We start from the raw sequence: 23,232 nt of genomic DNA, 5'->3' as shown, positions 1-23,232 counted from the left end.
TTATCCTTTTTGAATAGGAGCAAATTTTGCTAGTAGTCGTTTAATGCCTGTCGGGCTTGGGAATGCAATGTCCAATTCCTTTGAGTCACCTTCTCCTTTAACACTAACAACTGTTCCAGTTCCCCATTTTCCATGGACTGCTTTATCTCCCACATTCCAGCCAATACCTTCTCCACCTGTTGAAGTTGTATTAGAACGAATAAATGCTTTTCTAACAGGCTGTGAAACAGCAGAATGAGATGGTCGAGATGATGATTTTGGTTTTTGGACGGGATTAAGGCCCTCTAATAAAGCTTCTGGAATTTCCTTAATAAAGCGTGAAGGAGGATTCATGTTTGTACGACCGAATAATGTTCTCATCTGTGCGTTTGTTAAGAAGAGCTGCTGCTCTGCCCTTGTGATCCCAACATATGCAAGACGACGCTCTTCTTCCATTTCTGTCTCTTCCATTAATGATCGTGAATGTGGGAATACCCCTTCTTCAAGACCAATTAAAAATACAATTGGAAATTCTAGTCCTTTGGCAGAGTGTAAGGTCATTAATACAATAGAATCTGCTTGATTTCCATCTTCATCTAATTTATCAATGTCAGCAACAAGAGCTAAATCGGTTAAAAATGATATGAGTGATTTATCCTCGTTTGTATCTTCAAAGTTTTTGGAAACAGACATAAATTCTTCTATATTCTCTAGTCTACTTTGTGCCTCAATTGATTTTTCTGCTTTGAGCATTTCCACATATCCAGATTTATCAATAATTTGTTCTACTAATTCCGTAACAGATAAATAATCCTGCATACGGTTAAAGTTTCGTACTAAATCTCGAAATTCAGCTGCAGCTTTTGTAATTTTAGGACTTAGACCTATTAACTCAATAGCATCTAATGCATCAAACATAGACATATCATGCATCGCTGCGAAATTAGCAATTTTATCAATAGAGGTGGAACCAATTCCACGTTTTGGAACATTAATGACTCTTTGGAAGCTAATATCATCGTCAGGGTTAGAAACTAAACGTAAATAGGCAAGTGTATCTTTAATTTCTTTTCGATCGTAGAACTTTATACCTCCCACGATAGAATATTCAATATTCGCCTTTAGTAGCATTTCCTCCATCACACGAGATTGAGCATTTGTACGGTAGAGAATAGCAATATCAGATAAACTTAAATCTCTCGTTCTTCTTAGTTCTTGAATTTTTCCAATAACGAATTGCGCTTCCCCTTGTTCACTATCTGCTCGATAGTAATGAATCATGTTTCCTTCATCATTTTCTGTCCAAAGATTTTTGTCTTTACGACTAGAATTATTGGAGATTACTTGATTAGCTGCTTGGAGAATTGTTTTGGTTGAACGATAATTCTGTTCTAACATAACTACCTTAGCATTGGGATAATCCTTCTCAAAGGATAGAATATTAGAAATGTCTGCTCCACGCCAAGCATAGATAGACTGATCCGAGTCTCCCACTACACATAGATTGCGGAATCTACTTGCAAGAAGCTTTACAAGCATATATTGCGATCTGTTTGTATCCTGATATTCATCCACATGAATATACTGAAACTTACGTTGATAAAATTCTAAAACTTCAGGAACTCGTTGGAAAAGATGGATTGTCTGCATAATCAAGTCATCGAAGTCTAGTGCATGATTTTTTCGTAGACGTCTTTGATATTCTGCATAAACATCACTTACTATATTGGAAAAATAATCTCCTGCCGTCTTTGCATACTCTTCTGGAGTTATTAATTCATTTTTAGATGAACTGATACTTGCTAGTATTGCACGAGGATCATATTTCTTTGGATCGATATTGCGATCTTTTAATATTCCTTTAATAACAGACTGCTGATCTGTTGTATCTAGTATCGTAAAGTTTCGATTATAGCCAATTCGATCAATGTCTTTTCTTAGAATCCTTACACACATAGAGTGAAAGGTTGAAATCCAAATATCTTCACTTGCTCCACCTAAAACAACCGCAATTCTTTGACGCATTTCCTTTGCTGCTTTGTTTGTAAAGGTAATAGCCAAGATATTATAAGGATTCACTCCTTTTTCTACCATAAGATAAGCAATTCTTTGTGTTAATACTCTAGTTTTTCCACTGCCTGCTCCTGCCATTATTAATAGCGGACCATCTGTTGAAATAACCGCATCTTTTTGTTCAGGATTTAATCCATTTAAAATTTTATCTGTTAAAAATTGCATTCCTTTTCTTCACCACCATAAGAACATATATTCTATTTTAACTTAAATCTCTATTGAAGTTCAACGTTTAATAGATTTCATTTTTACCGTACGTAAAGCCGCATCCATATCTGAATATAATATATTTCCCACTACGATAACATCTGCATATTGGGCCATTTCTTCTGCTTGTTCTACTGTTTCAATTCCGCCACCATAGAAAAGAATGGTTTCAGCTAATTTTTCTTTTGCTGCTCTTACATAACTAGGCTTCCCATATTTCCCACTATATTCTAAGTAAAAAATCGGGAGATGGAATATTTTTTCTGCCATTAAAGCATATGCCGCAACATCTTCTTCTGTAAGATCTGTATTAGCATGTGTTAATTGAGCAACTTTACAATCATCATTTAACACACAATAGCCCTGTATGAGAAATTCATCCCAATCCATCAGATCTCCATATTCTTTTACGGCTTCATGATGAAGTCCCGTAATCCATTTAGTGTCCGTACTATTTAATACAGTGGGAATAAAATATAAGTCAAATCCAGGGGAAACAGAATCTATTGTAGAAATTTCTAGTATACATGGAACAGTGTATCGACGCACGCGGGACATTAAATTTAACACATTTTCCAATGTTACTCCATCTGATCCACCAATAATAATGGCATCTGTTCCTGATTCGCATATTATTTCAAGATTTTCATCTGATATTTCTTTATTAGGGTCTAATTTAAATACATGACGCCATTCTCGCACATCATACATGCAGACTTCCTCCATTCTATCATTACATCATTTCATTATAGCATTAGATAATGTATGACAAAAGAAATCCTTATGTTTGAATAGATGTAAATATTTCATGTTCTTAATCGGATAGAGAAGTGACAATTCTCTTCTCTATATTGGACGAATGGGAGGGAATATTGGTTTCATTTATTCCAGTAAAAACAAAAACAGAGAAGGGATATCCTTCTCTGTTCGAACCTTACTCTTTCGTATTTATAGGGTTGTCCTTCTTTATACGATCTAAAGCCATTTCGTAGGCATCATTTCCATAATTAAGACAACGCTTCACACGAGAAATAGTCGCTGTACTAGCACCTGTTTCTTTTTCAATCGTATGATAGGTGTTTCCTTCTCTTAACATTCTAGCAACCTCTAATCGTTGAGATAGAGACTGAATTTCATTAACTGTACATAAATCATCAAAAAAGAGATAACATTCTTCTAAAGATTCTAAAGAGAGAATGGACTCAAATAACTGATCTAACTCTCTTCCTCTTAACTTATCTATTTGCATAATATACCTCCACTTACATATTCATTATTCAAAAGAAATAGCTTTATCTAATCCAGGTTTAGAAGGTACAATATTAATCCATGTTTTCCCAGGCACTAATCCTACTGGTTTTCCATTGTTAAAAGGAAGCGGTCGTCCATTAACATCTTGCCAGTCAACTTCTTGCCATTTTCCTCTTTGTATTAAATACGCCTTTCCTCCTGAAGTTAAATCAATCGATCTTCTTCCACTATCTCCTACTAACTGATGCTCTGCTTCTATAATAAAAACATTATCAACTGCTACAGGTTCTTTTGTTTCTAAATCTACCGTTTGTTCACCATCAGATGTTCTTATATATTTTTGTATATCTTCTTCATAAATAAATTGAGAATTATAGGTTGAAATAGATCCATATGAAATAGATACCATATTACTATCCGTTCCTTCAAGAGATTCTACTTCATCCATACTTAAAAATGGTAATTTCTCTGGAGCTGTCTCCAAAGAATAGTTATTTTGCTTTGCTCCTTTTTCTATATTAGCAAAACTTATGTACGAATTATGTGGAGCAACTCGATCTGTAGATCTTTGAAATAAAGTCCCATCATATTGCATTCCATTTATATGATCAATATAACCACTATCTAAGAGTTCTTTAGCCTTCTCACTATAACCATGAGCTACGTAAAAACTATTATACCCTTTAGCTAGTTCTAAAAAGTAGTCTCTAGCACTACGTACTGGTCCTACACTTTCTGGTTTAGTACTTTGGTAAACAGCTAAAAAACGAGTTACTTCACCTTCCGCTAACACCTCATATACCAGATCTGCATCTGTTAGTCCTGTTTGTGGTCTAGCAGCAGAATGATTATTAATCATAACACTAACAGCTCTATCTGTGCTTTCTTCCTGACTCGGTAGCCCTGTTAAAGGATAGGAAGGAGTTTCGACTGGTTCAACAACAACTGGTTCAACTTCTTTTTCTACTTTCTTCTCTTCTTCTTTCTCTACTGATTCCTTGCTACAAGCAGTTAGTATAATCAACATTAAGCACAATAGAAATAAACTGTTTTTCTTCATAGTTTCCCCCTAAACTTCATTCAATAGTAGATTTAGTAAGATTTCCATGCTTCTACTATAGTAATTAGAGTGTAAATGACAATCATTTACACTCTAATTACTATTCTTCTTCTCATCACTATAAAATATATCAGAATATTCATAAAAGTTAAAGGTACTCTTTTATATTTTAACGCATTATCGCTGGAAAGAGTACATTTTTATTCATGACATCATACAATCCTTTTTGTGTTATTCTAATATAAGGTAAATGGGTAGAGGTAAAAAAGACAATAGTATAAAATGGATCTTCAAAACAATATCCCTTTTCCTTAATATATTGAATTAACTCCTTTTCTTTCTCCATTAACTCTCCTAATGAAAGATCTGACATCATCCCTTTAAGAGGTAATGGTATTTCAATATCAATTTTATTGTTTTTTACTAAAACAATTCCGCCTCCTATTTCCTTCAACCGATTAAAAGCTTTTATCATATCTGGTTGGCTCTTTCCTAAGAGTACAATATCTCCATCTCCTGTATAGGAACTTGCAAGCCCACCAATTTCCTTGGTAAATCCCTTAAGTAACGTGTTTATTCGCCATTCGCCTTCACGATCTAATAGCATAAAATAGCACTCATCATGATCTTCAGAAAGAGTTCCATCTGAAACATTTATGGCAATGGAATATGGTTTTGTAATAACAGCATTCTCCATTTTAATACCAAATGGCATAGAAAATTGCATATCTTCATTTGTGACATTCCAGTCAATTTGCAAAGGACTCAAATCATAGGTGTTCCAGTCAATTTTTGGATAGACCCCTGGCACTTCCTCTCCTTCTTTTTTTACCCAAATTCCTTTTGCTAATACAGAAATAGGAGTAGGATTATCCTTTGCTTGCAAAAAGTTAATATTAGCCACTCTTCCTGTTGTGATATTGCCATGGAGATAATCCATTCCAAAATGTTTCGCTACATTTATTGTAGCCATACTATAAGCGTCCACTAGTGGTACTCCATGATTGATAGCTATGCGAATAAGATGATCAATATGTCCATCTCCATAAAAAGAGGAGGGCGAGCCGTCTGTTGTCAGCATAAATTGATCATATTGGTTAATTCCAAGTTCATGTATCTCATCCAATATGTTTGGTAAATCTGGTCGTATCGAGGAATATCTTAATGTAACTTTATAGCCTTGAAGTAAACGATTAAGAACTTCTTTTCCAGTCATGGCTTCATGATCACTATCTACTCCTAATAGCATTAATTTAGCTAATGTTTTCTCAGAAGCACCTGGAAAGTGACCTTCAATCGGCTTCTTCAATCGCTTTGTTTCTTGTATCCAATGAAGAATCATATCATCTCCATCTAGGAGTCTCGGCCATGCTGTCAGTTCTCCGCCTTGCAAGACCAAATCATGTTCAAACCAACTTTTCACATTACTATGTGAAAAGACCTTTTCCTCTTCTTTTAATTCAGTTTGAGCATCGTAACGACACCACCAATATGTGGTAGATGGTATATTTCTCATAAACTCCATAAAAGTAAACGCTTTCTTTTTTTCTAATTGCATAGCCAATACAAGGTTGTCATTTATAAGTGTTGTTGTACCGAATTGTGATGTATATTGAGCTAATGTTAGGGGATTATAAATTTGAAAAGGATGAGCATGTGGTTCCATATATCCTGGAACTAAAAATAGGTTAGTGCAATCGACTATTTCCGCATTTGATCTATTCATTGGCCATTCGTTTCCAACATAAATAATGCGATCATCGTAAATCCAGATATGAGCAGTAATCCATTTACGCAAAACAAAATTTAAGTATGTTGCATTCTTCAAAATAATGGTAGGTGATTGTTCACCTTGAAGGATAGAAACGTGATCACGTAAAACCTTGTTTTTCCAACGATATCGAGGTAATAACACTACTCTTCTCCCCTTTTTCATGAAGGTAATCTTTATATTAATCAAATTTTTTGAAGATGATTACTAACCATATTTGTACAATAATGTCATTCTATAAAGATTAACATTATTTTACCATATAAAAGCAAAGCAAATATTACTATTTTGTTAAATTTATGTAGGAGGAATGAAAGTTATGAATCCAAAACCTAACATTAGTTTAGTGGATGCCTTAATACGAATTACTTGCGGTTTTACTTTTCTAGCATGGAGTACTGCTAAGCTTTCAAGAAAGCCGTATAAACAGTCTTATTTACTAATTGCCCTGCTTGCAGGAATGAAAATTGCTGAAGGTATTGTTCGCTATTGCCCTATAGTGGCGTTATTTGATAAGAAAGATCTTATCCCAAATATGGGTTCAAAAAATAACCATGAACAACACCGCGCACATAAGCCAAATCCTAATGATAATACACATAAACAGGAATCTTCTCATGAACATCACGAATCTCCTGGTCATGAAGGGAAAAAAACATCATCTCCTGCAGTGGCAGAAATGATGGCAGAATTTAGCCCAGAAAAGATTTTTTCAGCTGATGATATGAAAAAATAGTATATGCTTTATAGTGGGAACCTATGATGGTTCTCTTTTTTTATTTAATGGAGAATTGTTTTTAGTGGTTGGATTTTTATCGGAGGGGGGAACGACCTTTTTAGGAAATTTGGACTTTCATCTTGCCGATGAACGACCTTTTTACTTCTTTTAATTAAATTTGGGCTTTCATCTCGCTGATGAACGACCTTTTGCTTCTTTTTATCAAATTTGGGCTTTCATCTCGCTGATGAACGACCTTTTTGCTTCTTTTTGTCAAATTCGGGCTTTCATCTTCAGGTTAAACTAATCCATACTTTTCCAAATATCTAGTCACATTCATTTTTTTGTTTATTTAAAACTAATCGTGGTAAATACTAAATACAATAAAGGAATGAGGAGTGATTAATATGTCAAAACCGATAAACCCTTTAAATCAATACTATACAGACAAGTATCCGAAGCAATATCAAGAACCACCGGCTATTCAAGCTAAGATGAAGCCAGTGCCAGACTGTGGAGAAACTAGTTACAAAGGAACTGGGAAATTAAAAGAACGCAAAGCGCTTGTTACTGGAGGAGATTCTGGAATTGGACGTGCTGCTGCTATTGCATATGCTCGTGAAGGAGCAGATGTAGCCATTAACTATTTACCTTCCGAACAACAGGATGCAGAAGATGTAAAAAAACTAATCGAGGCAGAAGGCAGAAAAGCTGTACTTATTCCTGGTGACTTAAGTGATGAATCCTTTTGCAAAAAAATGATAGAAACTGCTAATAAAGAACTAGACGGATTAGACATTCTTGCCTTAGTTGCAGGGAAACAGCAAGCTGTAGAAGATATTATGGACTTATCAACAGAACAGCTTCGTTCCACCTTTGAAATTAATGTATTCTCTTTATACTGGGTAGTAAAAGCTGCTTTACCATATTTACCAGAAGGTTCCTCTATTATTACAACTACCTCTGTCCAAGGGTATAATCCAAGTCCAAATCTCTTAGATTATGCGGCTACCAAATTTGCTATTAATGGCTTTACGCGCGGTTTAGCTAAACAATTAGCTCCTAAAGGAATTCGAGTAAATTCTGTTGCTCCAGGACCAATCTGGACTGCTCTACAAATTTCTGGTGGACAACCTAGTGAAGTTATTCCTGAATTTGGCGAACAAGTTCCTTTAAAACGAGCTGGACAACCTGTAGAGTTATCCAATGTTTATGTATTCTTAGCTTCTAATGATGCAAGTTATGTCACAGCACAAATTTATGGTGTGACAGGTGGCGTAGAGCTTGCTTAGGATTTGATTATAGTGTTCTATTTATGGCTTTGAGTTAATTGCTCAGAGCCATTTGTATTATTGGAATTCAAAAATTATCTTTTATAAACCCTTATGAATGTATTTTTGCTTTTTCTTGGTTCTTATAACTCTCCTTGAAACCACTTCACCTACTTTTTTCTTCAATCTGGTTCTTATAACTCTTCTTAGAACCACTTCTCCTGCTTTTTCTCACCAATCTGGCTCTTATAAATCCTCTTGCCACCACTTCACCTACTTTTTCTCACCAATCTGGTTCTTATAACTCCTCTTGCCACCACTTCACCTACTTTTTCTTCCCAATCTAAATCTTATAACTCTTCTTAGAACCACTTCACCTACTTTTTCTTCCCAATCTAAATCTTATAACTCTTCTTAGAACCACTTCACCTACTTTTTCTTCCCAACCTGGCTCTTATAACTCTTCTTAGAACCACTTCACCTACTTTTTCCCCACTATTTTGGTTCTCGCAACCCTTTCCATATCCCACTGTCAAAATTGACTCTATCCATATAAAAAACAAAAGAACCCTCCATAACAAAACTGTTATAAAGGGCCACACTCTTATTCTTATACCAATGCTTTAATTGCCTTAAATCCTATATCTTTACGATAAAAAACACCATCGCTATCTAATTTCTCTAATTCTGCATATACTTTATCTTGTGCTTCTTGTAAATTACTACTTTTAGCAGCAATTAACAAAACACGTCCACCATCTGTTACAAATTCACCATCTTGATTAAGGCTAGTTCCTGCGTGAAAAATAGAGACGTCTTCCATTCTATCTAAGCCTTTTATTACTGTACCTTTTTCATAAGCTTCTGGATATCCTTTAGAAGCAATTACTACTCCTATCATATCCTCATCATGCCATTCAATAGATGGAACTTTATCATCTAATATAGATAAAATAACCTCTACTAAATCTGACTTCATACGTGGCAAGATTACTTGTGTTTCTGGATCGCCTAGTCTAGCATTAAATTCAATTACTTTAGGTCCATCTTCCGTAGCAATTAATCCTGCGTATAAAATTCCTGTAAATGATCTTCCCTCTTCTATCATGGCTTTAGCTGTTGGCTTTACAATCGTTTCAATAGCTGTTTGAACAATGGATGGGTCGATATGAGGTACTGGAGAGTAAGCTCCCATTCCCCCTGTGTTTGGTCCTTGATCTCCGTCAAAAGCACGTTTATGATCTTGGGCAATCTCAAGTGGAAAAACGGTTTCTCCATTCACAAAGCTCATCAAGGAGAATTCTTCGCCTGCAAGGAACTCTTCTATAACAACAGTTGCTGAGGCACTTCCAAATTTCTCATCAACCAACATATCTTTTATACTGTCTAATGCATCTTCCAAAGTTAGAGCAACTGTTACACCCTTACCAGCTGCTAAGCCATCTGCCTTAATAACAATGGGAGCTCCTCGGTCCTCTATATATGCTTTAGCTTCTTCATAATTAGAAAAAGTTTGATAGTCCCCAGTTGGAATTTGATATTTTTTCATTAAATCCTTTGCAAAAGACTTACTGCCTTCAATCTCTGCTGCACATTGTTCCGGGCCAAATACCTTTAATCCAGCCGCTTTAAATTGATCCACTACACCTAAAAGTAGAGGAACTTCTGGGCCGACAATGGTTAAATCGATTTTATTGGATAATGCAAATTCTACTAGATTAGGAATATCTGTTTCTTCAATATCTATACGTTTTGCTACATCCGTCATTCCTACATTACCTGGAGCAACATAAACAGTCTCCACTCTTTTGCTTTCCCTTACTTTTGTACAGATAGCATGCTCGCGACCACCGCGTCCAATAACAAGTATTTTCATTATCTATGTCCCCCAAGCTTTCAGATCTTAGTGTTTAAAATGTCTAACCCCAGTTAATACCATAGCAATTCCGTACTCATTTGCTTTCTTAATAGAATCTTCATCACGAATGCTTCCACCAGTTTGAATGATAGCAGTTACACCTGCTTTAGCTGCCGCTTCCACCGTATCATCCATTGGGAAAAAGGCATCAGATATAAGAACGGCTCCTACTGCTTTTTCTCCAGCTTGCTCTAGGGCAATTTTTGCTGAGCCTACACGATTCATTTGACCAGCACCTACACCTAACGTCATTTCACTGTTGTTCACTACAATCGCATTCGATTTAACATGCTTAACCACTTTCCAACCAAATTTTAGTGCTTCCCACTCTTCATCACTTGGTTTCTTATCAGTTGGAATGGAAATAGTAGCATCCTCTAATGTATAACGGTCAAAATCTTGTACTAATAATCCACCTTCAATGGATGTTAATTTCATTTCTTTATCGCTACCAGTGTTAAATGGTATGGTTAATAAGCGAATATTCCTTTTCCCTTGTAAAATTTCAAGTGCCTCTGCGGAAAAGGCAGGTGCAATAACAATTTCTAAGAAAATTTCATGTAGTTTCTTTGCTGTTTCAGCATCTACTTCTCTGTTCAATGCAATAATTCCACCAAAAATAGATACAGGATCTGCAGCAAATGCTCTTGTGAATGCACTGAAAATATCTTCTCCAATACCTACTCCACATGGATTACTATGCTTAATAGCAACTGCAGCTGGTTCAGAGAATTCTTTGACAATCTGAATAGCCGCATCTGCATCATTGATATTATTATAAGAAAGCTCTTTTCCGTGTAATTGTGTAGCATTAGCAATAGAAAATGCTGATCCTAAAGGCTTACGATAAAAAGCTGCTTTTTGATGTGGATTCTCTCCGTAACGTAGAGATTGCTTCAATTCATATGTCACCGTTAATTTCTCTGGTGTTTCTTCTTGTGTCAACTCAGTCATATATTCTGCAATCATAGCATCATAGCTTGCTGTATGACGGAATACTTTAGCAGCTAGCCTACGTCTTGTTTCGAATTGTACTTCTCCATCCTGCTTTAATTCAGAAATAATAGTTTCATAATCAACTGGATCTACAACCACCGTTACATATTGGTGATTTTTCGCAGATGCACGCAACATTGTAGGTCCACCAATATCAATATTCTCAATAGCATCCTCTACCGTTACATCAGGCTTTGCAATGGTTTGTTGAAATGGATATAAATTCACACATACAATTTGAATAGGATTAATATGATGCTCTTCTAGCTCGGCAACATGACCAGGTTCGTCAAATTTTGCAAGCAACCCACCATGAATATAAGGATTCAATGTTTTTACTCTTCCTTCTAAAATCTCAGGAAAACCTGTTACATCACTTACACTTTTAACAGGTATACCACTATCTTGAAGAGCTTTCTTTGTTCCACCTGTAGATATCAGTTCATATCCCAATTCATGTAGTTGCTTAGCAAATTCAGTAATTCCCGATTTATCTGATACACTAATTAACGCTCTTTTTTTCATAATTATACCCCCTGATTTTCGATCTGGTCTTCATTCAGTAGTTGTTGTATGACTTTAGGATAAAGTTGATGCTCTAATGCATGAATCTTCTCTTGTAAACTCTCTCTTGATTCATTTCTATCTATTTGTATAGCTTGCTGTGCAATTATTGGACCTGTATCCATTCCTTCATCTACATAATGAATGGTAATCCCTGTTTGCTCTACTCCTGCTTCTAAAGCCTGACCAATGGCATCTTTTCCTGGAAAGGAGGGTAGTAGAGAGGGATGTACGTTAATTATTCTGCCCGAATAGGCCTGTAATAAGGTATTTCCTATTAATCTCATATAACCTGCAAGTACAATTAAATCTATTTCCTTGTCGATCAAATACTGTAGGATTTCTTTCTCATACTCCTCTTTATTTGGATAATTCTTAGCAGTAAAAACAAAGGAGGGAATGCTCGCTTTTGCTGCTCTATCAATGCAATAAGCAGATTTTTGATCACAAACTAATAGATTGATAGAGCCTGATAAATTTCCATTTTTAACGGCATTAACTATCGCTTGAAAGTTTGATCCACTTCCAGAAGCAAATATAGCAAGACGTTTCATCTAAGTTCCTCCAAGCTTATTTTAGGAGTATTTTGTATTCTCCGTCATTCGTTACATTACCTATTGTATAAGCTTTTTCACCAAGGGCATGAAGAAAGCTAAGCACTTGCTCTTCTAATGCTTTATCTACTGCTAATACCATTCCAGTACCCATATTAAAAATATTGTACATTTCTTTTCTATCTAGTTCACCAATTTCCTCCATCTTACGGAAAACAGCTGGTACTTCCCAATTTGCTTCATGAAGCTCCATGCCTAATCCCTCTGGTAGCATTCTTGGAATGTTTTCTATAAAACCGCCACCTGTAATATGAGCAAGACCCTTAATCTCAAATTTTCTCAAGGCTGCAAGAATTGATTTCACATAAATTCTTGTAGGTTTTATTAATTCATCCCCCAATGTAGATCCAAACTCTTCCACATAATCTGTTAGAGACATATCTGCCTTTTCAAAGAATAACTTACGAACAAGAGAGTAACCATTACTATGAATTCCATTAGAAGCTAATCCAATTAAAACGTCTCCCGCCGTAATTTTTTCACCTGTAATGATTTGCTCTTTTTCACAAGCTCCAACTGCAAAACCAGCTAGGTCATATTCTTCTTCCTTATACATGCCTGGCATTTCAGCTGTTTCACCACCTACTAGTGCACAGCCTGCTTGTTCACAGCCATCTGCTATTCCTTTTACAATGGCTTCAATTTTCGTAGGAACTGCTTTACCACAAGCAATGTAATCAAGAAAATAAATTGGCTCTGCTCCCTGTACAACAATATCATTTACGCACATCGCTACAGCATCTATACCAATGGTGTCATGTTTGTCTAGCATAAATGCAAGCATTAACTTGGTTCCTACTCCATCTGTTCCAGATACAAGGACAGGGTTTTTCAAGTTTAATACCGATAGATCAAACATGCCGCCAAAACCACCTAATCCTCCCATTACTCCAGGACGAATTGTTTTATTCACATGCTTTTTCATTCTTGTAACAGCTTCATATCCAGCTTCAATATTAACTCCTGCTTGCTTATACGCTTCAGCCATTTTGCTCCTCCTTACATTATCAGAAAAGTCTGTTTTATTATCCTCAATGGAAAAGCGACATGTAGATATGTCGCTTTTCCTCCATAAATTTTTTATACTTTTTCATACGATTGTATCGCTTCTGGATATATTTCTGTTGGGTATTTTCCTGTAAAACAAGCTAAACAATGACCTCTTGTTTCACCATCATCTGTACGACCGATTGCATCAATCATTCCCTCTGTACTTAAGAAAATCAGGGAATCTGCGCCAATAATTTCTCGTAATTCCTCTACTGAGTACTTAGAAGCAATTAACTCTTCTTTTGTAGATGTATCAATACCATAGAAACATGGGTTTTTAATTGGTGGTGAGCTGATTAACACATGTACTTCTGTCGCTCCAGCTTCTCTTAGCATATTAACTATTCGCTTACTTGTCGTACCTCGTACAATGGAATCATCTACCATGATGACTCTTTTCCCCTCTACTACTCCACGAACAGCAGATAACTTCATCTTAACCCCTTGTTCACGAAGAGATTGAGATGGCTGAATAAAGGTACGACCAACATAGCGATTCTTAATTAAGCCTAGTTCATAGGGAATACCTGTTGCTTCTGCATAGCCAATTGCTGCTGAGATACTAGAATCAGGAACTCCTGTAACTACATCCGCTTCAATTGGAGCTTCAACCGCCAGTCTTTTCCCAAGATTTTTTCTAGCTGTATGCACATTGATTCCATTAATATTGCTATCAGGTCTAGAAAAATAAACATATTCCATTGTACACATGGCAATATTGGATGCAACGGAGAACATCTCTGAACGAAAGCCGTTATCATCAATAACTAATAGCTCACCAGGAAGAATATCTCGAATAAATTCAGCTCCAACCACATCAAATGCACAAGTCTCTGAAGCTACTACATAACCTTCTCCAATTTTACCTAAAGATAATGGGCGCATTCCATTCGGATCTAATGCAACCATTAATTCTGTTTCTGTTAAAATCAGAAAAGCATATGCTCCTTTAATCATCGTTAAGGCATTCTTCACTCTCTCTTTAAATGCAGCAAATCCACCACGTCTAATTAAATGTGCAAGTACTTCTGTATCAGAGCTTGTTTGAAAGATACTCCCTTGAGCTTCTAATTGACTTTTTAATGCTGTAGCATTTACTAAGTTCCCATTATGAGCAAGTGCCATGCTACCACTTTGAAAGTGGAAAAGGAGTGGCTGAACATTTTCATATCCGCCACCTCCAGCTGTCGCATAACGAACATGACCAATTGCAGCTTTTCCTGTTAACTCTTTAATTGCCTCTTGGGTAAATATTTCAGAAACTAATCCTTCTCCTTTAATTCCTTTTAATTTTTCCCCATCTGTTGCAACAATTCCTGTTCCTTCTTGGCCGCGATGTTGCAGGCTATGAAGTCCGTAATATGTCAGTTGTGAAGCATCCTCATGTCCCCAAACACCAAAAATACCACATTCTTCATTTAACCCTCTTATTTCAGCAAGCATGGAATTGCTCCTCTCCAGGAATCCTCTAGGGAATTAACCTGTTCATTTACTAGAATTTTTTCCCCTTGGCTAATGGTAAGAAGTGCTGTATCTGTTACTTCTCCAACTAATGTAGCAGGAACTAAACTTTCAAAAGCTGCTTTGTTTTCTAATTTAATAGAAAGTAAGAAACGCGATTGTGATTCACTGAATAACGCTGTAGTAGCATCAATCATCTCTACATTCACATCTGCTCCTAATCCATTTGAGCTAAACAAGCTTTCTGCAACAGCAACGGCTAATCCGCCTTCTGCTAAATCATGAGCAGACTCCACCACTCCTGCACGGATAGCTTCTAAAACAGCTGCTTGATGAGCTTTTTCTACTTCTAAATCAAGCTCTGGAGCTTTACCAGAGATAGATCCTTCGACCATCTTTTGAAGTTCACTTCCACCAAACTCTTGCTTTGTTTCTCCTAATACATAAATAAGGTCCCCAGCAGACTTAAAGCTTTGTGTTGTAATATCTTTTGTATCTTTAATTAAGCCAACCATTCCAATTACAGGTGTTGGGTAAATAGCTGTTCCATTTGTTTCATTATATAAAGAGACATTTCCTCCAATTACTGGCGCATTTAATGCTAAGCAAGCCTCACTAATACCGTCTGCTGCTTTTTCAATTTGCCAAAAAATTTCAGGCTTCTCTGGATTTCCAAAGTTTAAGTTATCTGTAATCGCGAGTGGCTCTCCACCTGAACAAATGACATTACGAGCTGCTTCTGCCACAGCAATTTTCCCACCCATTTCTGGGTCTAAGTATAAATATCTTGCATTACAATCTGTTGTCATTGCTAATGCTTTCTTTGTTCCACGGATACGTACTACTGCTGCATCAGAGCCTGGCGCAACTACTGTACTAGTACGAACCATATAATCATATTGATTATAGACCCACTCTTTACTTGAAATGGTAGGTTGTTTTAATAGATTAGTAAGTGCCTCTCCATAATTCTCTACATGAGGAATAGTAGAATCCATTGCTTGGAACTCACGATAGTAATTAGGTTCACTTGATGGTTTATGATAAACAGGTGCATCTTCTGCTAGAGCATCTGCAGGAACATTTGCTACTACCTCTCCTTTATGAAGAAGACGAAGCATTTTATCATCTGTTACCACACCAATTGCTACTGCCTCTAAATCATATTTATGGAAAAGATCTTTGATTTCTTGCTCTCTTCCTTTTTTCACTACAATTAACATACGTTCTTGTGATTCTGATAACATCATTTCATATGCTGTCATTCCTGTTTCACGCTGTGGAACTAAATCTAAGTTCATTTCAATTCCTGAACCAGCTTTACTTGCCATTTCCGCACTAGAGCTTGCTAGTCCAGCAGCTCCCATATCTTGAATACCAACTAATGCATCTGATTGAATTAACTCTAGACAAGCTTCTAGTAAAAGCTTTTCCATAAATGGATCTCCTACTTGAACAGCTGGTCGTTTCTCATCAGAATTCTCCGTTAATTCTTCAGAAGCAAAGGTAGCACCATGAATACCATCACGCCCTGTTTTTGCGCCTACATACATAACGGTGTTCCCAACACCATGCGCCTGACCTTTTTTAATATCTTCATGATTAATAAGACCAACACACATTGCATTCACAAGTGGGTTTCCAGCATAAGAAGGATCAAATGCTATTTCGCCACCAACTGTAGGTATCCCAATACAGTTTCCATAACCGGCAATCCCTGCTACTACTTCTTTGAAAAGATATTTCGTACGTTCATTATCTAATTCACCAAAACGTAGAGAATTCAGAATAGCAATTGGTCTAGCACCCATAGAGAAAACATCACGGATAATTCCGCCTACCCCAGTTGCAGCACCTTGATATGGTTCAATAGCGGAAGGGTGATTATGACTCTCTATTTTAAAAGCAACTGCCTGACCATCACCTATATCAACAATCCCCGCTCCCTCACCAGGTCCTTGCAACACTTGTGGACCAGTTGTAGGAAACTTCTTTAGAACAGGTTTTGAATTTTTATAGCTACAGTGTTCAGACCACATAACTGAAAATAAACCAATCTCTGTGTAGTTTGGAAGGCGACCAAGAATACCTTCTACCATCGCAAATTCTTCATCTGTTACACCCATTTGTTTGTATATTTCTTCTGCTTTAATTTGCTGTGGACTTGGCTCAAGCATTAACGACATTTGCTTCCCTCCATTGACTAACAATTGATTTGAATATTTTTAGACCATCTGCTCCACCTAGTAATTCATCTACCGCTCTTTCTGGGTGTGGCATCATTCCAAGAACATTTCCTTTTTCATTTGTGATTCCTGCAATATCTTCTAAACTACCGTTCGGATTAGTTCCTTTATAAGTAAAAACAATTTGATTGTTCTCTTTTAATTGTTTAAGAGTTTCCTCATCACAATAATAGTTACCTTCACCATGTGCAATTGGAATTGTAATAACCTCGTTCATGTCATATTCAGAAGAAAACATAGTTTCGTTATTGGCTACTTTCAATTCAACAGGCTTACAGATAAACTTTAAGCTTTCATTTCTTCTCATAGCACCAGGAAGTAAACCTGCTTCTAGTAAAATTTGAAATCCATTACATACACCAAGTACAGGCTTTCCTGCTTCTGCTGCTTTAACAACTTCTTTCATGACATTACTAAATCTAGCAATAGCACCAGTACGAAGGTAATCTCCATAAGAGAAACCACCAGGAAGTAAAATGCCATCGTAACCTTCTAAGCTATCTGTATCATGCCAAACATATTCTACTTCTTCTCCAAGCTCATCCTTTACAGCATGAAACATATCAACATCACAGTTGGATCCAGGAAAGACAATTACTGCAAATTTCACTGTGCAACAACCTCCTCTACCTCATAGCGGTAGTCTTCGATTACAGTGTTAGCTAATAGTTTCTCACACATTTCTTTTACAAGTTCATCTATGCTTCTATCAGATTTATCAATCGTTAACTCTAGATATTTTCCAATACGAACATCTTCAACTTCTTTATAATTTAAAGAATGAAGCGACCCTTTCACTGCATTTCCTTGTGGATCTAGAACACTTTCTCTTAATGTGATATATACTTTAACTTTAAACATGTTGACTTCCCCCTAGTCTTGCTAATATATTTTCATACGCTTCTGTTAAGTTTCCTAAGTTACGGCGAAAAACATCTTTATCTAACTTCTCTTTTGTTTCACTATCCCATAATCGACAAGTATCTGGTGAAATTTCATCCGCTAACAGAATATTTCCATCCTTATCTATACCAAATTCTAATTTATAGTCTACTAAAATAATTCCCAATTCCGAGAAAAATCTGATTAGAACTTCGTCTACTTCAAGAGCTTTTATCTTTAAAAACTCGACTTCTTCTTTAGATGCTAGCTTTAATTCTTCGATATGGTCTTCTGTAATCAATGGGTCACCAAGAGAATCATCTTTGTAATAAAACTCGACTAGTGGCTTTGATAACGGAAGTCCTTCTTCTATTCCTAATCTTTTTGAAAAACTGCCTGCTGCAAGATTTCGAACAACCACTTCTAAAGGAATAATATCCACTTTTTTCACAAGCTGTTCCGTTTCAGATAATCGCTCTACAAAGTGAGAGGGAATACCGAAATCTTTTAGCTTTTGAAATAGTAAACTAGTAATCTCATTATTTAAGCGGCCTTTACCATTAATAGTTGCTTTTTTCTCTCCGTTAAAGGCAGTTGCTGAGTCCTTGTATTCTAACCATACAATATTTTCATCAGATGTTTGATACACTCTTTTCGCTTTTCCTTCGTACAATAAAGCTCTCTTTTCCATTTTGAAGAGTCTCCTTATCAAAAAAATTAGGGATAAAATCGAATTTGTATTACGTGTTAAACATAATTTCTTCTAAATGAGTTGGTTGATTTTCGTTTCAGGTATAACCCCTTCTTCGAAAATCAACCGGAAAATAATACAGTTTTTTATTTAATCATTAGTAATTAAAGTCCAAGTCGATCGAAAATCGTATCAACATGTTTAATATGGAAATGATAGTCGAAGCAATCATCAAGTTCCTCTTTTGAAAGTTTGGAAGAGATTAGCTCATCACTTTCTACTAGGCTTCTAAATGGCACTTGTTTTTCCCAAGATTCCATTGCTCGTGGTTGAACAGTATCATATGCTTCTTCTCTTGTTAAACCTTTGTCAATTAGAGCAAGTAATACTCTTTGTGAATAGATTAATCCTAGAGTACGATCCATATTTCGTTTCATATTTTCTGGATATACCGTTAAGTTTTTCACGATATTTCCAAAACGATTTAACATATAGTTCAATAAGCTAGTTGCATCAGGAAGAATAATACGTTCTGCTGATGAATGGGAAATATCTCTTTCATGCCATAGTGATACATTTTCATATGCTGTTAACATATGACCACGAATTACGCGAGCAAGACCTGTCATATTCTCGGAGCCAATAGGATTACGTTTATGTGGCATTGCTGAAGATCCTTTTTGCCCTTTTGCAAAAAATTCTTCCACTTCTCTTGTTTCACTTTTTTGAAGTCCTCGAACTTCTGTTGCAAATTTTTCTATAGAAGTAGCAATTAATGCTAGGGTAGACATATAATCAGCATGACGATCACGTTGCAATGTTTGTGTGGAGATTGGTGCTGGCTTAATTCCTAATTTTTCACACACATATTGTTCTACAAATGGATCAATATTTGCATAAGTTCCAACTGCTCCGGAAATTTTTCCGTATTCAATACCCTCAGCTGCAGCTTTAAATCTGTCTAAATTTCTTTTCATTTCTTCATGCCATAATGCAAGCTTCAAACCAAAAGTAGTTGGTTCTGCATGAACTCCATGAGTACGACCCATCATTACTGTATATTTATGTTCTTTTGCTTTATTTTTTAGTATTTCAATAAAGTTCTCTATATCTTTTAAGAGAATCTCATTTGCTTGTTTAATCAAGTAAGAAAGAGCTGTATCCACAACGTCTGTTGAAGTTAAACCGTAGTGAACCCATTTTCTTTCTTCCCCTAATGATTCAGATACCGCTCTTGTGAAAGCAACAACATCATGTCTTGTTTCCATTTCAATTTCTTGGATGCGAGCAATATCAAAAGAAGCATTTTCACGTATTTTTTTTACATCTTCCTCTGGAATATCTCCTAATTTCACCCATGCCTCACATGCTAGAATTTCTACCTCTAACCATGCCTGAAAACGATTTTCTTCTGTCCAAATTCTTGCCATTTCTGGTCTTGTGTAACGATCGATCATTTTTTATCCTCCGATTTTTTCTGTTTGTAAGTTCCAAATGTTAGAATTCTCCACTTCATCAAGTGCTATCTCTACAGAAGATCGAAGCAATGTTACATGCCCCATTTTCCTATTTTCTTTAGGCTCAAGTTTCCCATAAAGATGGATTTTCCAATCTTGTAGTTCTGATATTCTATCTATAATAGTTGCTTGATGTTGACCGAGAATATTAACCATTACAACAGGTCTTAATAGCCTAGTACTAGCTAATGGCCAATTACAAACAGCGCGAACATGCTGTTCAAATTGTGAAGTTTCACATGCCTCTATTGTGTAATGACCAGAATTATGTGGTCTTGGAGCCAACTCGTTAATGTATATATCATCATCTGCTGTTAAAAACATCTCCACAGCCAAAGTTCCTACTAGATTTAGATGTTCTGCTAGCTTATTTACTTTTTCCATTGCTAAATCCTTTGCGTAGTCACTAATACGAGCTGGAACAATAGATTCATGAAGTATATTGTTAAGATGGATATTTTCACTTACTGGAAAAACAGTACTTTCGCCTTTTCCATTTCTGGTAATAATGACAGAAATTTCTTTGTGAAATGGAATCCATTTTTCTAAAACACAAACTCCATTTTCTAAAAGCATTCCGGCTTCTACAATCTGGCTACTATCTTTAATTACATACTGGCCTTTTCCATCATAACCTCCCCGAGCAGTTTTTAAAACAGTTGGATATCCTAATTCCACTAATCCCGAATGAATATCTTCTATCTTTTCTACTACTACGTAAGGAGCTACCTTTATACCAGCCTGCTCAATTGCTCGTTTCTCTTTTATACGATCTTGAGTTATTTCTAAAAGACTTGACCCCTGAGGTACATTTGCATGAACAGTTAACCAGTCAAGGCAGTCAGCATCAATATTTTCAAATTCATATGTAATGACGTCGCTTATGGCAGCAAGCCTTTTAATAGCAGCTAAATTATCATAAGCATCTACAATCTTGTAATCTGCTACCTGACCACATGGAGAGTCTTCCGTTGGATCTAAGACAGCTATTCTAAAGCCTTGAGCTTTTGCTGCAATGGCCATCATACGCCCCAACTGTCCTCCACCAATTATGCCAATTGTTTGACCAGGTAATATCATTTGATTAGACAAGCTCATCACTACTTTCTAATACTTCTTTTTTAGTTTTTTCTCTAAATGTATCTAGTCTATCAACCAAACCTTTGTCTGTAGCTCCTAATATCTGAGCAGCTAATAGTCCAGCATTCTTAGCCCCAGCCGTTCCAATAGCTACTGTAGCAACAGGTACACCACCAGGCATCTGCACGATAGATAGTAGTGAATCTAAACCATTTAGTGCTTTTGATTGAACAGGAACTCCTATAACAGGTAATGTCGTTTTTGCCGCAACCATTCCTGGTAAATGAGCTGCTCCTCCTGCACCAGCAATAATTACTTTTAATCCTCTATCTCTAGCACTCTCTGCATATTCAAACATCAAATCAGGAGTTCGATGAGCCGAAACTACTTTTTTCTCATAATCTACTTCTAATTGATCTAAAATAGCACAAGCATGTTTCATCGTTTCCCAATCAGATTTACTTCCCATTATAACGCCAACGGATGCAGTCATATTTCCCCTCCTGAATTCCAAATAAAAAAGCTCTAGACAGAAAACTTCTACACCAAAAGAGAGAAAGTATCTGTCCAGAGCTCAAAGAAACCTGAATGGAGTATAATCTACTACTCGTTTCAGCTCATTTTCATTCACTTTCCCTCATAGTCCAGTTATTTACGGTTACCGGGTAGAAACTTATGGGCCATATTCCCATTATTATATGAGGGTTATTATTTATATTTTTGTCAGATTTTTTAACCATTTATCACTATACCATCTTAACAAGCAAATTTATGGATTGTCAACCTAAAATCGAACATTTATCTTTATCTTCTATTAATCGTTCGTGATTTAACCTTCTATTTGTATTGCTTCGAATATAATTTGTTGAGAAATAGGCTCATATGATAGCTGACCATTATTTTTAACTTCTTGAAAGATTGGCTTTTCCATTCTTTTTATAGGCATATAGCCTTCCTTCTTTATACGATCTAAACATTCTGATATGCTTTCATTTGTCTGAACCTCAAACTTCTTTTTCTTGCTCATTAAATAACTTTCCTTTCTTCACACTTTTCACCCAGAAACCACCATAGATTGTCTTAGGTTCATAAGCAATAATAAATGCCTTGGGATCTAACTCCTTGATTGTCTGATATAGTTTTAGCTCATATTTTCTAGGAGTCAATATTTGCATCGCAAGTCGATTTCCTTCTAATCCATGAGCTTCCCAGTTTGTCACCCCATACCCTTTCTCACGTAGAGCCTTTGGGAGGTTCTTATCATACTCTTTTGAGATGACATTTACTGTTATATATCCAAGGGCAAGTTTTTCTTCAATTTTCATTCCTACAATGACACCAATCCCATACCCAACAGCATATGCAACTAAGTTTTGGATTTGATCTAAATTATCTAGAACTAATCCTAAACCTATTACATATATAACTACTTCTATCATACTAATGAATGCAGCTAAATATCTCTGTCCTTTTAAAGTCAAAATCATTCTTATGGTAAAAAAGGAAACATAAACAATATTTATTACTAATATTATTACTACCATTGTAACACTATTTTCAAGCATCTACTGACCCACCTCAATATATATTAAATGATTCTATATTTATAATTTCCTATAAGTAGAGTAGTAAACCTTAATATCCTCTAATTTATCATATACTGTATAGAAATTTATTATTATACTTTCATTGCTCTATTTTAAAGGGGAATTATTAAAAATAAAACAAAAAAAGACCTAAAAGCTTATGCTTTTAGATCTTTTTGGTTGCCTGGCGACGTCCTACTCTCACAGGGGGAGAGCCCCCAACTACCATCGGCGCTGAGAAGCTTAACTTCCGTGTTCGGTATGGGAACGGGTGTGACCTTCTCGCTATCGCCACCA

General features: G+C 36.1%; 20 protein-coding genes, 1 rRNA gene, 1 pseudogene and 1 riboswitch. Of the genes and pseudogenes, 2 read left to right on the top strand and 20 right to left on the bottom strand.

Annotated features, from left to right (window positions below):
* The 5 genes from pcrA to F9279_RS02125 form a co-directional block, all read right to left on the bottom strand.
* On the bottom strand, positions 1 to 2,217 hold the full coding sequence (gene pcrA, locus F9279_RS02145; protein WP_152110999.1) for a DNA helicase PcrA: 2,217 nt from the start codon (positions 2,215 to 2,217) through the stop codon (positions 1 to 3).
* A 60-nt stretch (positions 2,218 to 2,277) separates the two neighbouring features.
* A complete protein-coding gene (locus tag F9279_RS02140) occupies positions 2,278 to 2,970 on the bottom strand; it encodes a heptaprenylglyceryl phosphate synthase (protein WP_152110998.1) in 693 nt (230 codons plus the stop codon).
* A gap of 223 nt (positions 2,971 to 3,193) precedes the next feature.
* Positions 3,194 to 3,508: a YerC/YecD family TrpR-related protein gene (locus F9279_RS02135; RefSeq protein WP_152110997.1), complete on the bottom strand. Its 315-nt coding sequence runs from the start codon at positions 3,506 to 3,508 to the stop codon at positions 3,194 to 3,196.
* A gap of 24 nt (positions 3,509 to 3,532) precedes the next feature.
* Positions 3,533 to 4,570 (bottom strand): DUF3048 domain-containing protein, encoded by a 1,038-nt coding sequence (locus F9279_RS02130; protein ID WP_152110996.1) that lies wholly within the window; start codon positions 4,568 to 4,570, stop codon positions 3,533 to 3,535.
* A 169-nt stretch (positions 4,571 to 4,739) separates the two neighbouring features.
* Positions 4,740 to 6,485 (bottom strand): adenine deaminase C-terminal domain-containing protein, encoded by a 1,746-nt coding sequence (locus tag F9279_RS02125; RefSeq protein WP_193224406.1) that lies wholly within the window; start codon positions 6,483 to 6,485, stop codon positions 4,740 to 4,742.
* Positions 6,486 to 6,660: 175 nt separating this feature from the next.
* Between F9279_RS02125 and F9279_RS25520 the strand changes: the two are divergent.
* Both F9279_RS25520 and F9279_RS02115 read left to right on the top strand, forming a co-directional pair.
* A pseudogene (locus F9279_RS25520) lies at positions 6,661 to 6,858 on the top strand (DUF2892 domain-containing protein); the annotation flags it as partial.
* Positions 6,859 to 7,466: 608 nt separating this feature from the next.
* Positions 7,467 to 8,351 carry an SDR family oxidoreductase gene (locus F9279_RS02115; protein ID WP_152110993.1) on the top strand — a complete coding sequence of 295 codons (885 nt, stop codon included), beginning with the start codon at positions 7,467 to 7,469 and terminating at the stop codon, positions 8,349 to 8,351.
* Between the two features lie 589 nt (positions 8,352 to 8,940).
* Here the strand turns inward: F9279_RS02115 and purD are convergent.
* The 15 genes from purD to rrf form a co-directional block, all read right to left on the bottom strand.
* Positions 8,941 to 10,206: a phosphoribosylamine--glycine ligase gene (purD, locus tag F9279_RS02110; protein WP_152110992.1), complete on the bottom strand. Its 1,266-nt coding sequence runs from the start codon at positions 10,204 to 10,206 to the stop codon at positions 8,941 to 8,943.
* Between the two features lie 27 nt (positions 10,207 to 10,233).
* The gene (gene purH, locus F9279_RS02105) at positions 10,234 to 11,769 is read right to left on the bottom strand and encodes a bifunctional phosphoribosylaminoimidazolecarboxamide formyltransferase/IMP cyclohydrolase (RefSeq protein WP_152110991.1); all 1,536 of its coding nucleotides are present in this window, start codon (positions 11,767 to 11,769) and stop codon (positions 10,234 to 10,236) included.
* A 2-nt stretch (positions 11,770 to 11,771) separates the two neighbouring features.
* A complete protein-coding gene (purN, locus tag F9279_RS02100; protein ID WP_152110990.1) occupies positions 11,772 to 12,362 on the bottom strand; it encodes a phosphoribosylglycinamide formyltransferase in 591 nt (196 codons plus the stop codon).
* 16 nt (positions 12,363 to 12,378) lie between these two features.
* Positions 12,379 to 13,410, bottom strand: coding sequence for a phosphoribosylformylglycinamidine cyclo-ligase (gene purM, locus F9279_RS02095; RefSeq protein WP_152110989.1), 1,032 nt, complete (start codon positions 13,408 to 13,410; stop codon positions 12,379 to 12,381).
* Positions 13,411 to 13,502: 92 nt separating this feature from the next.
* The gene (gene purF / locus F9279_RS02090; RefSeq protein WP_152110988.1) at positions 13,503 to 14,915 is read right to left on the bottom strand and encodes an amidophosphoribosyltransferase; all 1,413 of its coding nucleotides are present in this window, start codon (positions 14,913 to 14,915) and stop codon (positions 13,503 to 13,505) included.
* Positions 14,900 to 17,119 carry a phosphoribosylformylglycinamidine synthase subunit PurL gene (purL, locus tag F9279_RS02085; protein WP_152110987.1) on the bottom strand — a complete coding sequence of 740 codons (2,220 nt, stop codon included), beginning with the start codon at positions 17,117 to 17,119 and terminating at the stop codon, positions 14,900 to 14,902. Before purL ends, purF begins: the two co-directional genes overlap by 16 nt.
* Positions 17,103 to 17,789 carry a phosphoribosylformylglycinamidine synthase subunit PurQ gene (gene purQ / locus F9279_RS02080; protein ID WP_152110986.1) on the bottom strand — a complete coding sequence of 229 codons (687 nt, stop codon included), beginning with the start codon at positions 17,787 to 17,789 and terminating at the stop codon, positions 17,103 to 17,105. The genes purL and purQ overlap by 17 nt, the downstream gene beginning before the upstream one ends.
* Positions 17,786 to 18,040 carry a phosphoribosylformylglycinamidine synthase subunit PurS gene (gene purS / locus F9279_RS02075; protein WP_152110985.1) on the bottom strand — a complete coding sequence of 85 codons (255 nt, stop codon included), beginning with the start codon at positions 18,038 to 18,040 and terminating at the stop codon, positions 17,786 to 17,788. Before purS ends, purQ begins: the two co-directional genes overlap by 4 nt.
* Positions 18,033 to 18,752, bottom strand: a complete 720-nt coding sequence (gene purC, locus F9279_RS02070; protein ID WP_152110984.1) for a phosphoribosylaminoimidazolesuccinocarboxamide synthase — start codon at positions 18,750 to 18,752, stop codon at positions 18,033 to 18,035. The genes purS and purC overlap by 8 nt, the downstream gene beginning before the upstream one ends.
* Before the next feature lie 164 nt (positions 18,753 to 18,916).
* On the bottom strand, positions 18,917 to 20,209 hold the full coding sequence (gene purB, locus F9279_RS02065) for an adenylosuccinate lyase (protein WP_152110983.1): 1,293 nt from the start codon (positions 20,207 to 20,209) through the stop codon (positions 18,917 to 18,919).
* Between the two features lie 3 nt (positions 20,210 to 20,212).
* Positions 20,213 to 21,367 (bottom strand): 5-(carboxyamino)imidazole ribonucleotide synthase, encoded by a 1,155-nt coding sequence (gene purK / locus F9279_RS02060; RefSeq protein WP_193224405.1) that lies wholly within the window; start codon positions 21,365 to 21,367, stop codon positions 20,213 to 20,215.
* Positions 21,354 to 21,842, bottom strand: a complete 489-nt coding sequence (purE, locus tag F9279_RS02055; protein ID WP_152110981.1) for a 5-(carboxyamino)imidazole ribonucleotide mutase — start codon at positions 21,840 to 21,842, stop codon at positions 21,354 to 21,356. Before purE ends, purK begins: the two co-directional genes overlap by 14 nt.
* Before the next feature lie 127 nt (positions 21,843 to 21,969).
* A riboswitch (purine riboswitch) is annotated at positions 21,970 to 22,071 on the bottom strand.
* Between the two features lie 107 nt (positions 22,072 to 22,178).
* On the bottom strand, positions 22,179 to 22,376 hold the full coding sequence (locus tag F9279_RS02050) for an NETI motif-containing protein (RefSeq protein ID WP_152110980.1): 198 nt from the start codon (positions 22,374 to 22,376) through the stop codon (positions 22,179 to 22,181).
* Positions 22,354 to 22,914 (bottom strand): DUF2179 domain-containing protein, encoded by a 561-nt coding sequence (locus tag F9279_RS02045; protein ID WP_152110979.1) that lies wholly within the window; start codon positions 22,912 to 22,914, stop codon positions 22,354 to 22,356. Before F9279_RS02045 ends, F9279_RS02050 begins: the two co-directional genes overlap by 23 nt.
* Positions 22,915 to 23,117: 203 nt before the next feature.
* A 5S ribosomal RNA gene (gene rrf / locus F9279_RS02040) occupies positions 23,118 to 23,232 on the bottom strand; the annotation flags it as partial.

The sequence above is a fragment of the Bacillus sp. B1-b2 genome, assembly GCF_009183415.1.
Classification (GTDB): Bacteria; Bacillota; Bacilli; order Bacillales; family Cytobacillaceae; genus Niallia.
This window is presented reverse-complemented; position numbering and strand designations above follow the sequence as displayed.

Bases quoted from the DNA above. Each gene is read 5' to 3' on its own strand.
- purN (WP_152110990.1), bottom strand. From the start codon at position 12,362: ATGAAACGTCTTGCTATATTTGCTTCTGGAAGTGGATCAAACTTTCAA.
- purS (WP_152110985.1), bottom strand. From the start codon at position 18,040: ATGTTTAAAGTTAAAGTATATATCACATTAAGAGAAAGTGTTCTAGAT.
- purC (WP_152110984.1), bottom strand. From the start codon at position 18,752: ATGGAAAAGAGAGCTTTATTGTACGAAGGAAAAGCGAAAAGAGTGTAT.
- purM (WP_152110989.1), bottom strand. From the start codon at position 13,410: ATGGCTGAAGCGTATAAGCAAGCAGGAGTTAATATTGAAGCTGGATAT.
- purD (WP_152110992.1), bottom strand. From the start codon at position 10,206: ATGAAAATACTTGTTATTGGACGCGGTGGTCGCGAGCATGCTATCTGT.
- purF (WP_152110988.1), bottom strand. From the start codon at position 14,915: ATGCTTGCTGAAATAAGAGGGTTAAATGAAGAATGTGGTATTTTTGGT.
- pcrA (WP_152110999.1), bottom strand. From the start codon at position 2,217: ATGCAATTTTTAACAGATAAAATTTTAAATGGATTAAATCCTGAACAA.
- F9279_RS02140 (WP_152110998.1), bottom strand. From the start codon at position 2,970: ATGTATGATGTGCGAGAATGGCGTCATGTATTTAAATTAGACCCTAAT.
- F9279_RS02135 (WP_152110997.1), bottom strand. From the start codon at position 3,508: ATGCAAATAGATAAGTTAAGAGGAAGAGAGTTAGATCAGTTATTTGAG.
- F9279_RS02115 (WP_152110993.1), top strand. From the start codon at position 7,467: ATGTCAAAACCGATAAACCCTTTAAATCAATACTATACAGACAAGTAT.
- purL (WP_152110987.1), bottom strand. From the start codon at position 17,119: ATGTCGTTAATGCTTGAGCCAAGTCCACAGCAAATTAAAGCAGAAGAA.
- F9279_RS02050 (WP_152110980.1), bottom strand. From the start codon at position 22,376: ATGAGCAAGAAAAAGAAGTTTGAGGTTCAGACAAATGAAAGCATATCA.
- purB (WP_152110983.1), bottom strand. From the start codon at position 20,209: ATGATCGATCGTTACACAAGACCAGAAATGGCAAGAATTTGGACAGAA.
- purH (WP_152110991.1), bottom strand. From the start codon at position 11,769: ATGAAAAAAAGAGCGTTAATTAGTGTATCAGATAAATCGGGAATTACT.
- F9279_RS02045 (WP_152110979.1), bottom strand. From the start codon at position 22,914: ATGCTTGAAAATAGTGTTACAATGGTAGTAATAATATTAGTAATAAAT.
- purK (WP_193224405.1), bottom strand. From the start codon at position 21,367: ATGAGCTTGTCTAATCAAATGATATTACCTGGTCAAACAATTGGCATA.
- F9279_RS02130 (WP_152110996.1), bottom strand. From the start codon at position 4,570: ATGAAGAAAAACAGTTTATTTCTATTGTGCTTAATGTTGATTATACTA.
- purE (WP_152110981.1), bottom strand. From the start codon at position 21,842: ATGACTGCATCCGTTGGCGTTATAATGGGAAGTAAATCTGATTGGGAA.